The organism is Burkholderia sp. BCC1640, assembly GCF_902833125.1.
GTDB lineage: Bacteria > Pseudomonadota > Gammaproteobacteria > Burkholderiales > Burkholderiaceae > Burkholderia > Burkholderia diffusa.
Genome location: NZ_CADFEF010000013.1, coordinates 1 through 12,827, shown reverse-complemented (window position 1 = coordinate 12,827; position 12,827 = coordinate 1). Strand labels below are relative to the sequence as shown.

The 12,827-nt window shown below is 68.0% G+C and carries 13 protein-coding genes; 2 read left to right on the top strand and 11 right to left on the bottom strand.

The window, feature by feature from the left end; translation table 11 throughout:
- The first annotated feature begins 195 nt into the window (after positions 1 to 195).
- On the top strand, positions 196 to 1,044 hold the full coding sequence (locus tag HWX25_RS15875) for a MurR/RpiR family transcriptional regulator (RefSeq protein ID WP_059820437.1): 849 nt from the start codon (positions 196 to 198) through the stop codon (positions 1,042 to 1,044).
- An 81-nt stretch (positions 1,045 to 1,125) separates the two neighbouring features.
- Here the strand turns inward: HWX25_RS15875 and HWX25_RS15870 are convergent, their stop codons facing one another.
- The 9 genes from HWX25_RS15870 to HWX25_RS15830 all read right to left on the bottom strand — a co-directional run bounded on the left by HWX25_RS15870 (position 1,126) and on the right by HWX25_RS15830 (position 10,387).
- Complete coding sequence (locus HWX25_RS15870) at positions 1,126 to 1,548, bottom strand: CopD family protein (RefSeq protein WP_107938103.1); 423 nt, start codon at positions 1,546 to 1,548, stop codon at positions 1,126 to 1,128.
- 17 nt (positions 1,549 to 1,565) lie between these two features.
- Positions 1,566 to 2,837, bottom strand: coding sequence for a glutamate-5-semialdehyde dehydrogenase (locus tag HWX25_RS15865; protein ID WP_175909072.1), 1,272 nt, complete (start codon positions 2,835 to 2,837; stop codon positions 1,566 to 1,568).
- A 137-nt stretch (positions 2,838 to 2,974) separates the two neighbouring features.
- A complete protein-coding gene (gene holA, locus HWX25_RS15860) occupies positions 2,975 to 4,069 on the bottom strand; it encodes a DNA polymerase III subunit delta (RefSeq protein WP_175909070.1) in 1,095 nt (364 codons plus the stop codon).
- An 18-nt stretch (positions 4,070 to 4,087) separates the two neighbouring features.
- Positions 4,088 to 4,642 (bottom strand): LPS assembly lipoprotein LptE, encoded by a 555-nt coding sequence (gene lptE, locus HWX25_RS15855; RefSeq protein WP_059820434.1) that lies wholly within the window; start codon positions 4,640 to 4,642, stop codon positions 4,088 to 4,090.
- A gap of 38 nt (positions 4,643 to 4,680) precedes the next feature.
- Complete coding sequence (gene leuS / locus HWX25_RS15850; protein ID WP_059820433.1) at positions 4,681 to 7,275, bottom strand: leucine--tRNA ligase; 2,595 nt, start codon at positions 7,273 to 7,275, stop codon at positions 4,681 to 4,683.
- 279 nt (positions 7,276 to 7,554) lie between these two features.
- Positions 7,555 to 8,010 (bottom strand): biopolymer transporter ExbD, encoded by a 456-nt coding sequence (locus HWX25_RS15845; protein ID WP_175909068.1) that lies wholly within the window; start codon positions 8,008 to 8,010, stop codon positions 7,555 to 7,557.
- Between the two features lie 22 nt (positions 8,011 to 8,032).
- The gene (locus tag HWX25_RS15840) at positions 8,033 to 8,701 is read right to left on the bottom strand and encodes a MotA/TolQ/ExbB proton channel family protein (RefSeq protein ID WP_059535286.1); all 669 of its coding nucleotides are present in this window, start codon (positions 8,699 to 8,701) and stop codon (positions 8,033 to 8,035) included.
- A gap of 19 nt (positions 8,702 to 8,720) precedes the next feature.
- Entirely contained in the window at positions 8,721 to 9,518 is a 798-nt protein-coding gene (dapB, locus tag HWX25_RS15835) for a 4-hydroxy-tetrahydrodipicolinate reductase (RefSeq protein WP_059535284.1), read from the bottom strand.
- A gap of 65 nt (positions 9,519 to 9,583) precedes the next feature.
- On the bottom strand, positions 9,584 to 10,387 hold the full coding sequence (locus HWX25_RS15830; RefSeq protein ID WP_059535282.1) for an outer membrane protein assembly factor BamE: 804 nt from the start codon (positions 10,385 to 10,387) through the stop codon (positions 9,584 to 9,586).
- Between the two features lie 142 nt (positions 10,388 to 10,529).
- On the opposite strand from HWX25_RS15830, the gene fur reads away from it, so the two are divergent.
- Positions 10,530 to 10,958, top strand: a complete 429-nt coding sequence (gene fur, locus HWX25_RS15825; RefSeq protein WP_006753314.1) for a ferric iron uptake transcriptional regulator — start codon at positions 10,530 to 10,532, stop codon at positions 10,956 to 10,958.
- A gap of 193 nt (positions 10,959 to 11,151) precedes the next feature.
- Here the strand turns inward: fur and HWX25_RS15820 are convergent, their stop codons facing one another.
- Positions 11,152 to 11,676: an ureidoglycolate lyase gene (locus HWX25_RS15820; RefSeq protein WP_059535280.1), complete on the bottom strand. Its 525-nt coding sequence runs from the start codon at positions 11,674 to 11,676 to the stop codon at positions 11,152 to 11,154.
- Positions 11,677 to 11,689: 13 nt separating this feature from the next.
- On the bottom strand, positions 11,690 to 12,697 hold the full coding sequence (gene alc, locus HWX25_RS15815) for an allantoicase (protein WP_059689080.1): 1,008 nt from the start codon (positions 12,695 to 12,697) through the stop codon (positions 11,690 to 11,692).
- Positions 12,698 to 12,827: the final 130 nt, after the last annotated feature.

Here is a 12,827-nt window from a genome sequence, read left to right as displayed (position 1 = left end):
CGCATGCAATGCGGATTCACATGCACGCAACCCTTATTCCCGCCACCAGCAAGGCTTTACTTAGTGAAAACCCTAATCTTCGGCACTCATCGCCCAGGGAATCTCTGTCGATTGAGCTAGCATTTTCATGTAGATTTTCTACAATTCGATTGCGATACACTCGCTCATCCGAACCCGATTTTCATTCGCCGTCCCATGCTGCCTCGCATTGAAGCGATCCGCGCCGACTTGCGCCCATCCGAGCGCAAGCTCGCCGACTACATTCTCGCCGCGCCGCGCGAGGTGCTCGACCTCGCGATGACCGAGCTGTCGACCCGCGCGGGCGTCAGCCAGCCGACCATCGCGCGCTTTTGCCAGGCGCTCGGCTGCAGCGGCTTTCGCGAATTCAAGATCCGGCTCGCGCAGAGCGTCGCGCCTGGCGTGTCGTCCGTCTATCGCGACGTCGAGCCCGACGAGCCCGCGCCCGGCATCATCGGCAAGGTGTTCGACCGCACGATCGGCGCGCTGATCGAAGTGCGCAACAGCTTGTCGGCCGGCAGCGTCGCCGACGCGATCGCGCTGCTGTCGAACGCGTCGCGCATCGAGTTCTACGGCGCCGGCGGCTCGGGCATCGCCGCGCAGGACATCCAGCACAAATTCTTCCGGCTCGGCGTGCCGAGCGTCGCGTATTCGGACCCGCACACGTTCTCAATGTCGTCGGCGCTGCTCGGGCCGCACGACGTCGTCGTCGCGATCTCGAACACCGGCCGCACGCGCGATATCGTCGATGCCGCGCGCTCGGCGCTCGCGTGCGGCGCGAAAGTCGTCGCGATCACGCAGAGCCACTCGCCGCTCGCGAAGCTCGCGACGGTGAGCCTCGCGTCGAACGTGGCCGAGGAAACCGACGTGTTCTCGCCGATGACGTCGCGGATGTCCCATCTCGCGATCGGCGACATCCTCGCGGTCGGCGTTGCGCTGTCGCGCGGACCCGCGCTGATGGAGCGCGTCGGCCGCGCGAAGGAAGCGATCACGCGCCGCCGGATCGACGACCAGACGAAGGAATGACGCGTACGACGCGCACATGAAAACGGCGCCCCGAGGGACGCCGTTGCGCATCGATCGACTGCCGGCATGCCGCCGGAAAGTTCAGAACGGCTTGATCACGACCAGCGCGACCGCCGCGAGCATGCCGAGCACCGGCAGTTCGTTGAACACGCGATACCACTTGTCGGTGCGCTTGTTCTCTCCGCGCTCGAACACCTTCAGCAGGTGCCCGCAGTACGCGTGATAGATCACGAGCAGCAGCACGACCGTCACCTTCGCGTGGATCCAGCCCTGCCCCTGGCCGATTCCGATCACGAGCCAGAGCCACAGCCCGCATGCGAGCGCCGGCACGGCGATCATCGTCATGAAGCGAAACAGCTTGCGCGCCATCAGCAACAGGCGCCGCACCGCGGCCGGATCGGTTTCCATGGCCAGGTTCACGTAGATGCGCGGCAGGTAGAACAGGCCCGCGAACCACGCGGCGATCAGAACGATATGGAACGTCTTGACCCAGAGCATTGCCATCGGTTGTGCGCCTCGCTTTACTGACGGCCTTCGCCGTGCCCGAGCACGACGTACTTCAGCGACGTGAGCCCTTCCAGGCCGACGGGGCCGCGTGCGTGCAGCTTGTCGTTCGAGATGCCGATTTCCGCGCCGAGGCCGAATTCGAAGCCATCCGCGAAGCGCGTCGACGCATTGACCATCACGCTCGCCGAGTCGACTTCGCGCAGGAAGCGCATCGCACGGTCGTGATCCTCGGTGACGATCGCATCGGTGTGGTGCGATCCGTAGTGGTTGATGTGCTCGATCGCGGCGTCGAGGCCGTCGACGACCTTGATCGCGAGCACCGGTGCGAGATATTCGGTGTGCCAGTCTTCGTCGGTGGCGTCGACGAGCGGCCCGATACCGGCCTCGGCGAGCACCGCGCGCGCGGCAGCATCAACGCGCAGCTCGACCTGCTTGTCGCGATACAGCTTGCCGAGCGGCGGCAACAGCGTCGCCGCGATGCCGCTCGCAACGAGCAGCGTTTCCATCGTGTTGCAGGTGCCGTAGCGGTGCGTCTTCGCGTTGTCGCACACCGTCAGCGCCTTGGCGAGATCGGCACGATCGTCGACGTACACGTGGCAGATGCCGTCGAGGTGCTTGATCATCGGCACGCGCGCCTCGTTGATCAGGCGCTCGATCAGGCTCTTGCCGCCGCGCGGCACGATCACGTCGACGTATTCGGTCATCGTGATCAGCTTGCCGACCGCCGCGCGATCGGCTGTCGCGACGACCTGCACGGCATCCTGCGGCAGGCCGGCCGCCTCGAGCCCTTCGCCGATCAGCTTCGCGAGCGCCGCGTTCGATTCGAGCGCCTCGGAGCCGCCGCGCAGGATCGTCGCGTTGCCCGACTTCAGGCACAGCGCGGCCGCGTCGATCGTCACGTTCGGGCGCGACTCGTAAATGATGCCGATCACGCCGAGCGGCACGCGCATCTGGCCGACCTGGATCCCGCTCGGGCGGTACTTGAGATTGCTGATCTCGCCGATCGGATCGGCCAGCGACGCAACCTGACGCAGGCCTTCGACCATCGTCTTCAGCGCCTTGTCCGACAGCGTCAGGCGGTCGATGAACGCCGCATCGAGCCCCTTTTCACGGGCGCGGGCGACGTCGCGTGCATTCGCATCCTTCAGCGCCTGCGCGTCGCGCTCGATCGCGCGGGCCACGGCGTCGAGCGCGGCGTTCTTCGCGGCCGTGCTGGCGCGCGCCATCGCGCGGGAAGCGTGCCGGGCACGGCGGCCCAGGTCCGTCATGTACTGGTCGATATCCATCGTGTGACTCGAAAAGCGAGCCGCTTGGCGCGGCGTGAATTCGTGGGAAGCGTGGAGCGCGGCGGCAAGCGGGCCGCGCCAGCTATCGAAACATTGTAAGCGGGTTGCGATGCGTGCGCTGAAGGCCCGGACAGGGCTTAACGACGCACGCGACCCGCGGTCGGCGGTCGCTCGCCGCGGGCGCCTGCCACCGTCATCGCGAGCTGGAACAGGCCATCCCACGGATCGGGCGGCGGATCGTCCTGCGTGCGGCGGCCCGGCGTGACGGCCGACAGCCCCTTCACCTGCCGGTCGAGCTTCGCGGCGAACGCGAGCGCCTTCTCGAGAACCGCTTCCGACACGCGGTTCAGCGCGGGGCCGATCAGCCGTTCGCGCGGGCCCCACACGCGGTTCTCGCGCAGCAGCGTGGCGAGCGGCTTGCCGGCCGTCGCGCCGCGCTTGATCCGCAGCAGCGTGCGCAATTCCTCGACGACGGCCCACATCACGAGCACGATCGCCTCGCCCTCGCCCTTCAACCCGTCGATCATCCGCGCGAGCCGCGCTGCGTCGCCCGCGAGCATCGCCTCGTTCAGCTTGAAGACGTCGTAGCGCGCGACGTTCAACACCGCGTCGTGCACCTGCTCGAACGACAGCACGCCCTGCGGATAGAGCAGCCCGAGCTTCTGGATTTCCTGGTGCGCGGCGAGCAGGTTGCCCTCGACGCGCTCCGCGATGAACTGCAGCGCGCGCCGGCCATCGTCGCCCGGCGCGGCGCGCTGGCCCTGCATCGACAGACGCTGGCCGATCCAGTTCGGCAGCTGCGCACGGTCGACCGGGTCGATCTTCAGCGCGACGCCGCCGTTCTGCAGCGCGGTAAACCACGCGGATTTCTGCGTTGCCGCGTCGAGGCGCGGCAACGTGACGAGCAGCAGCGCGTCGGGATTGGGCGTCGCCGCGAGCGTCTTGAGCGCGTCGGCGCCTTCCTTGCCGGGCTTGCCCGACGGAATGCGCAGCTCGATCAGCTGACGCTCGCCGAACAGCGACATCGCTTGGGTCGCGCCGAGCAGCACGCTCCAGTCGAAGCCGCGCTCGACCGTATGCACCGAACGTTCGGTGAAGCCGGCCGCGCGCGCGGCCGCACGAATGCGGTCGCACGCTTCCTGCGCGAGCAGCGGCTCGTCGCCGTAGACGGTGTAGAGCCCGGCCATCCCCTTCGCGAGGTGCGGCTCCAGCGCATCAAGTCGCAATTGCATCGGTGCGTGCGCGGGCGATCAGAGCGGCGGCGGCGGCAGCGGCGCGCGCGGCGCAACGCCCGGCACCACGTCCTCCGGCGCCGGCGTCAGCGAGTGGACGATCGCAAGACGCCGCATCAGCTGGTCGACCGCATCGTTCTGCATGTCGCCGTACAGGATGTCGGCTTCCTGCGCCTTCGCGTTCGTGTACTGATCGCTGTACGTCATCGCGCGGTTCAGCGCGATCGCGCTCGGCGGGATCAGCACGGTGCCGTCCTTGCTCGTCAGCGTGTAATTCAGCGTATAGAACAACGCGTATTCCTGCGCCGAGCCGAACTTGTTGAGCGTCAACGTGTTCTGGCCACGCGACTCCCACATGCTCAGCACGGCGTCGGCGTCGTCCGCCGACTTGACGATCTTCGTGTCGCTGCCGGCCTCGACGAGGCGCGTGAGACGCGCCTCGACGGGCGCCGGCGCACCGGCCACCAGCAGGTGCTTGAACGCGTAGTCCTGCTGGCCGCGCAGCTGGAAGCCGCATGCCGACAGCGCGACCGCGCTGCCGACGGCGAGCATCAAAAACGATCTGCGGATCACCTTCGCTCCTTCTGTGTACGCCCGACGGCCTGCGGCCGTCAGACGACGATGTTCACGAGGCGGCCCGGCACGACGACGATCTTCTTCGCCGGCTTGCCGTCGCTGAACTTCGCGAATGCTTCGTCGGCCACCGCCGCGGCTTCGATCGCCTCACGGCTCGCGTCCTTCGCCACCTTCAGCGCGCCGCGCACCTTGCCGTTCACCTGCAGCACGAGTTCGATCTCGGCCTGCTCAAGCGCGGCCTCGTCGACCTTCGGCCACGGGGCGTCCAGCAGCGGGCCGAATTCGTCCGCGTAGCCGAGCGCCTTCCACAGCTCGAACGTCACGTGCGGCACGACAGGGTACAGCACGCGCAGCAGCACGCCGTACGTCTCGCGCAGCACGCCGGGCGTCGCGCCCTTCGCACCGTCGATCGCATTCAGCATCTTCATCGCGGCCGACACGACCGTGTTGTACTGCAAACGCTGGTAGTCGAAATCAGCCTGCTTCAGCACGCTGTAGATCTCGCGGCGCAGTGCCTTGTCGGCGTCGCCGAGCGCGGCCGCGTCGAAGCCCGCGCGCGCGGCGAGCGCTTCGCGGTTCGTCGCGCCGAAGCTCCACACGCGACGCAGGAAGCGGCTCGCGCCTTCGACGCCCGCGCCCGACCACTCGAGCTGCTGCTCGGGCGGTGCGGCGAACATCGTGAACAGGCGCGCGGTATCGGCGCCGTACTGGTCGATCAGCACCTGCGGATCGACACCGTTGTTCTTCGACTTCGACATCTTCTCGATGCCGCCGAGCACCACCGGCTGGCCGTCGGTGTTCAGCGTCGCGCCGACCGGGCGACCCTTGTCGTCGTGCGTGACCGTCACGTCGGCCGGGTTGTACCAGGTCTTCTTGCCCGATGCATCCTCGCGGTAGAACGTCTCGTTCAGCACCATGCCCTGCGTCAGCAGGTTCTTCGCCGGCTCGCCGAACTTCACGAGGCCGAGGTCACGCATCACCTTGGTCCAGAAGCGCGAATACAGCAGGTGCAGGATCGCGTGCTCGATGCCGCCGATGTACTGATCCATCGGCATCCAGTAATCGGTGCGCGCGTCGACCATCGTCTCGGCGTCCGGTGCCGTGTAGCGCGAGAAGTACCACGACGAATCGACGAACGTGTCCATCGTGTCGGTTTCGCGCTTCGCGGCCGCGCCGCACTTCGGGCACGTGCAGTTCAGGAACGCTTCCGACTTCGCGAGCGGGTTGCCCGAGCCGTCCGGCACGAGGTCTTCCGGCAGCACAACTGGCAGGTCCTGCTCCGGCACCGGCACGTCGCCGCACGACGGGCAGTGGATGATCGGGATCGGCGTGCCCCAGTAGCGCTGGCGCGACACGCCCCAGTCACGCAGGCGCCACGTGACCTGCTTGTCGCCGAAGCCGCCGGCCTTCAGGTCGGCCGCGATCGCATCGACCGCCGCGCCGTATGCCATGCCGTCGTACTTGCCGCTGTTGACGCAGACCGCGACTTCCTTGTCGCCGTACCACTCCTGCCATGCGTCCAGCGAGTACGTCTGGCCTTCGGCCGCGATCACCTGCTTGATCGGCAGGTCGTATTTCTTCGCGAACGCGAAGTCGCGCTCGTCATGCGCCGGCACGCCCATCACCGCGCCTTCGCCATAGCTCATCAGCACGTAGTTGCCGATCCACACCTCGACCGGCTCGCCCGTCAGCGGATGCGATACCGTGAAGCCCGTCGCGACGCCCTTCTTCTCCATCGTCGCGACATCGGCCTCGGCGACGCCGCCGCGCTTGCATTCGTCGATGAACGCCTGCAGTTCCGGCTTGCCCTGCGCAAGGCGCGTGGCGAGCGGGTGCTCGGCCGCGATCGCGCAGAACGTGACGCCCATGATCGTGTCGGCACGCGTCGTGAACACGCGCAGGAGCGCCTTCTCGCCGTCGAGTTCGTACGGGAAGCCGAAGTTCACGCCGAAGCTCTTGCCGATCCAGTTCTGCTGCATGATCTTCACGCGCTCGGGCCAGCCGAGGCCGTCGAGGTCGTTCAGCAGCTCGTCCGCGTACTGCGTGATGCGCAGGTAGTACATCGGGATCTCGCGCTTCTCGACGAGCGCGCCCGAGCGCCAGCCACGGCCGTCGATCACCTGCTCGTTCGCGAGCACGGTCTGGTCGACCGGGTCCCAGTTCACGGTGCCCGTCTTCTTGTACGCGATGCCCTTCTCGAGCATCTTCAGGAACAGCCACTGGTTCCACTTGTAGTAGTCGGGCTTGCACGTCGCGATCTCGCGCGACCAGTCGATCGCGAGGCCCATCGACTGCATCTGGCCCTTCATGTAGTCGATGTTGTCGTAGGTCCACTTCGCGGGCGGCACGCCGTTGGCCATCGCGGCATTCTCGGCCGGCATCCCGAATGCGTCCCAGCCCATCGGCATCAGCGTGTTGTAGCCGTTCATCCGCAGATAGCGGTACATCACGTCGTTGATCGTGTAGTTGCGCACGTGACCCATGTGCAGCTTGCCGGACGGGTACGGCAGCATCGACACGCAGTAGAACTTCGGCTTCTGCGAATCTTCCTTCGTCTTGTAGGCATCGGCTGCGCGCCAGTCGCCCTGAGCGGCGGCTTCGACGTCGGCGGGTACGTATCTCTCGTGCATGGTGTGGTTCGGACTAGGCTTTAAGCGGCGCGCCACGAGGCGGGCACGCGGAAGTGGACGAAATCGGGCAGCCCGGCGGCGGGAGCAGGCTCACGGTTCTCGGGCCTGCCTCATGGTTCCGGATATTCGCCGGGTAACCCGGAGGGTCTCCAGGTTACCCGGCGAAACCCTGCCAACCGGGCGGAAACGACGATTATACCGTCCGTGGCGGGCGGGACGGCCGGTCTCGCGGGCCGGCCATGCATTCTTGCCCGCCCGGGCGCGCGGGCGGCCGGCGCGTCAGCGTGCCGCACCCGCGGCAGCCGGCGCGGCGGCGCCCGCCGGCGGCATGTCGGTGACGAAGCCGATCCGCGTGAGGCCCGCGGCCTGCGCGGCGCCCATCACCTGCGCGATCACGTCGTAGCGGGTCGCGCGCGATGCGCGCAGCCGCAGCTCGGGCGGCGCAGCGCCCGCAGCGGCGGCCCGGAAGCGCGCCGGCAGCGCGTCGAGTGCGACGGGCGCGTCGTCCCAGTAAAGTTTGCCGGCGTCGTCGATCGACAGCGTGACCGACTGCGGCGTGTCGCGCGCGACGCTGGCCGCGACCTTCGGCAGGTCGAGCCGGATCGCGTGCGTCATCAGCGGCGCGGTGATGATGAAGATAACGAGCAGCACGAGCATCACGTCGATCAGCGGCGTCATGTTGATCTCCGCCATCGGCGCGGACGTCTTGTGATGCTCCAGTCCGCCGAATGCCATGATCGTTCCTCCCGGCCGCGCGTCAGGCGCCCTGCGCGCACACGAATACGTGCAGGTCGCGCGCGAAGCCGTCGAGTTCCTCTGCGAGCTGGCGCACGAGCCGCCCGAGGATGTTGTAGGCGAGCACTGCGGGGATCGCGACGACGAGCCCGAACGCGGTCATGATCAGCGCCTCGCCGACCGGCCCCGCGACGTTCTCGATCTGCGCCTGCCCGCTCGCGGCGATGCTGCCGAGCGCGTGGTAGATGCCCCAGACGGTGCCGAGCAGCCCGACGAACGGCGCGGTGCTGCCGATCGATGCGAGCAGCACCTGACCGAACTCGAGACGCCGCTGCGAGCGCAGCATCGCGTGACGCAGCGCGCGCAGCACGCGTTCGCTGCGCTCGACACGCGCGGCGAGCGCGGCCGGATCGTGTTCGTCGGCCGCATCGCGCGCGGCTTCGGCGAGCGGCACGAACACGCGCTCGCGATCGGCATCGGCGAGCGCGGCGATGCCGGCGTCGAGCGACGCCGCCCGCCAGAACGAGGCGAGCGCACGTGGCCCCTGCCGCTTCGCGCGGACCAGCAGCCAGGCTTTCATGAGGAGGAAGCACCAGCTGGCGACGGACATCGCCAGCAGCACATAGGCGACGGCGTGCGTGATCGCATCGCCGCTTTCGAGGTAGTGGACAACGCCGGTGGGAATCGCCATCGGAGTTTCCCCGTGAGGGTCAGCGCAGGCCGAGCACGTCCTGCATGTCGAACAGGCCGGCGCCGCGCGCCGACAGGAAGCGGACCGCACGCAGCGCGCCCTGCGCGTACGACACGCGGCTCGACGACTTGTGCGTGATCTCGATCCGTTCGCCGATCCCGGCGAACAGCACGGTGTGATCGCCGACGATGTCGCCGCCGCGCACGGCCGCAAAGCCGATCGTCGACGGATCGCGTTCGCCCGTCACGCCGTGGCGGCCGTACACCGCGCATTCGTCGAGCGAGCGCCCGAGCGCGCCGGCAACGGCCTCGCCCATCATCAGCGCGGTGCCCGACGGCGCGTCGACCTTGTGACGATGATGCGCCTCGATGATCTCGATGTCGTAGCCGTGCGAGAAATGCTTCGCCGCGAATTCGAGCAGCTTCAGCGTGACGTTCACGCCGACGCTCATGTTCGCCGCGAACACGATGCCGATCTTGCCTGCCGCGGCCTGCAGTTCCGCCTTCTGCTCGGCGGTGAAGCCGGTCGTGCCGATCACGAGCTTCACGTCGTGGCGCAGCGCGGCCGCGACGTGCGCGATCGTGCCTTCCGGCCGCGTGAAGTCGATCAGGTAGTCGGCCTGCGCGAACACGGCGTCGAGGTCGTCGGTCAGCTTGATCCCGGTTTCCTTGCCGAGGAACGCGCCCGCGTCCTGGCCGAGGAACGGCGAATCGGCGCGGTCGAGCGCGCCGACGAGCTGCGCGTCGGAATCGTTGAGAACGGCTTCGATCAGCATCCGGCCCATACGGCCCGATGCACCGGCAATCGCAATCTTCATGGCTTTCTACACGACAGGTCTAAAGGCGGGCGGCGCATGCCGCCCTGTTTCCGCTCGCCGGCCGCTTACTGCGACTGGGCCGGCGCGGTGAGCGGCTGATTCTGCAGGTTGTCCGAACCCCGCGGGCCGACCGGCGGCGACGCCTCGTTCGACACGTTCGGCTGAGGCGGGCGATGGAACTGGAATTGCGGCTGGATCGCCGGCGCGGCGCCCGGCGGCTGGCCGCCCGGCACCGGCGCGCCACCCGAGGCCTGCGCGGACGGCGTGAAGCGGCGAGCGGTCGTGCCCTGCCCCGACACCTGGTTGGTCGCGCGGTTCGCCGCGCGCGCCGCCTGGGCGTTGGCATCCTGATCGACGACCGCGCCGGAAACCGGCTCGGCGGACGGGCTCGCGGCAGCGGCCGCCTGCGCGGCGCTCGCGGCAGCAGCGGCTTCGGACGCCTTCTTCGCCGCGGCTGCGGCCTTCGCCTTCTTGCCGCCGCGATCGCCGTCGATATCGGCCAGCAGGTCGAGTTCGGAAGGCAGGTTCTCGGCGCCCGTCCAGCTCGCGAGGCGATCACCCGCGAACGTCAGCACGAGGTCGCGCTGCTGGACGACGGACGTCGAGCCGCGCTTGAAGTAAAAGAGGTAATCCCAGCGGTCGGCATGGAACATGTCCGACAGCAGCGGCGTGCCGAGCAGCGCGCGGACCTGCTCGCGCGTCATTCCGGCCTGCAACTGCGCGGCCTTCTCCTGCGACACGAAGTTGCCCTGCACGACAGTGATCCGATAGGGCGTGATGCTCTGCGCGATGCGCTGCGTCACGCTGTCGTACGACGAACAACCAGCCAGCGCGGCAACGGCGGCGGCAGCGATGATGGCACTCCGCATGCGACTCCTCTGAAGGTGCGAAAGAGATTCCGGGAACATTTCCGTCACCGTGCAGGCCCGCGTCGCAGGCCGCGCGTGTTTCTGGAACGGCGAAAAGCCGGTAACATTGAAGCCCTGCATTGTACTCTAGGGATGCCTAGCCATGACCAATCCGACGGATCTCAAGAATATCGGGCTAAAGGCCACCCTACCGCGCCTCAAGATTCTCGAGATCTTCCAGCAAAGCCCGGTGCGTCACCTGACGGCCGAAGACGTCTACCGCAACCTGCTCAACGAGCAGCTCGACATCGGGCTCGCCACCGTTTACCGCGTGCTGACGCAGTTCGAGCAGGCCGGCCTGCTCACGCGCAGCAACTTCGAATCCGGCAAGGCCGTGTTCGAACTGAACGAAGGCTCGCACCACGATCACCTCGTCTGCCTCGATTGCGGCCGCGTCGAGGAATTCTTCGATGCCGAGATCGAAAGCCGCCAGCAGGCGATCGCGAAGGAACGCGGCTTCCGGCTCCAGGAACACTCGCTCGCGATGTACGGCTCCTGCACGACCGAGAACTGCCCGCACCGCAAGCACTGATCCGCACGCTTCACGCCTGCGCCACGGCCCGGCCGGCATCTCGCCGTCCGGGCCGTGTCGTTTTCGGGATCGGAATGGAAAAGGCCCGCACATTGCGGGCGGGCCGGTTCGGGAATGTTTCCGATCGTGAGCGGCGAGCCGTGCCGCCGCCGTGTGGCGCGCGGTGCGCGGTGCTCGACGCCTTCGTCGCGCGTCAGGCCGCGCTCGCGCACGCCGGCGCGAACTCGAGCGCCCACGCGTCGTCGAGCGGAATCTCGTCGCAGTTCGGCTGCGGGCCGCCGCGGTCGACGATCACGAAGTCGCTGACCGCGTCGAGCGCGAGCAGCGGATGGTGCCAGACGCCCTTCGCGTAGTTCACGCCCTGCCAGCCTTCGGCGAGAAACGCGCGCATCGCGTCGGGCCGGAACTCGCCGGCCGGCGCGACGACGATCGCGTAACGCGACACGGCCGCGAGCGGAATGAACGCCTGGCTGCCGTGCGGATGGCGCTCCATCAGCGTGATCGCGACCGGCAGCGCGCGCGGCTGCGCGCGAAACACGCTGACGAGCGGCCGGCCGCCGTCCGCGCAGACGTCGATCGTCGCGAGATCGTGGAAGCGCTCGGTCGTGCCGCCGTTGATCGGGAAGTGCCGCGCGCCTTCGAGCGCGATCACGTCGCCGAACGGCGCGAACGCCTCGCGGGTCAGGCGCTCGACGCGCAGGATGTGTGGTCCGCTCATGCCGATTCCTCCTTCAAGCCGGCTCGCCCCACAGACGCAGGCGCGACACGCCGCCGTCCGGGAAGATGTTGAAGCGCACGTGCGTGACGGGGCCGAGCGCCGCGAGCTGGTCGAACGTATGCACGTGGTCCATCTGCAGCTTCTGCTCGCCGAGCAGTTCGGCCCAGAACATCGCCTGCGTGACGAGCGAATCGTCGGTGCCGCCCGCGACCCGCGCGGCCTGCAGCGAACAGCGGTCGGGGAAGTTGCCCTTGAAGAACGCCGTGTCGACCTCGACGCGCCGGATGATGCCCGGCCGCGCCAGCGCGACGATCGCCCAGTCGTTGCCGGGCTCGCGGCGGCGCCGCGTTTCCCAGCCGTCGCCCATGTTCGCGCCGCGCCCCGGCATCAGCATCTGCGAGGCCGGACCGAAGTGCTGGTTGTTCGCGGCCACCAGGTAGCCGCCGTTCTCGATCGCCGCGAGATCGACGAGCTCGCCGGCCGGCACGTGGCGCCAGTCGCGCTGCGGCTGGCCGTATACGCGCAGCCGCGCGAGCCCGCCGTCCGGATACAGGTTCACGCGCAGGTGCGTGACCGGCTGCGCATCGTCGACGCTCACGTAGTGGTGCGAATTGCCCTGCAGCGTCGTCGCGGGCACGATCGTGCGCCATTCGGCGTCGTCCGGCGGCGTGTCGCCGTCCACCGCGCATGCCTCGATCGACGCGGCCGGCGGGAAGTTGCCGGTGAAGTGGCTCGTATCGAGATCGACGCCGTGAATCACGCCCGGCCGCGCGAGCCGGACCACGCAGAAGTCGTGGCCGGTGGTGCGCTTGCGGCGCGTTTCCCAGCCGTCCATCCACTTGCCGTGGTCGTCGTACTTGCCGGGAATGAAGACGGCCGGCTCGGGATTCAGCATGCGCTCCTTCGGCGCGAAGAATTCGTCGCTGGCGAAGAGCGCCTGCGCGCCCAGGCGCGGGTCGGCGAGGTTCATGTAGCGCCGCGTGAAGGCCGGCGCGTTCGGATCGAGGATGGGGGCTGCCATGTCGTCTATATGAACGCGTCCCGTTTGCAACAGTTCTCGTGTGTTCCGACTGACAGGATGGGCTGCAGCTCTATATCCGGCCTTGTTGCAGCCAATACCGCCGCTGCGGGCCCCTATGAAATCTGCTGAC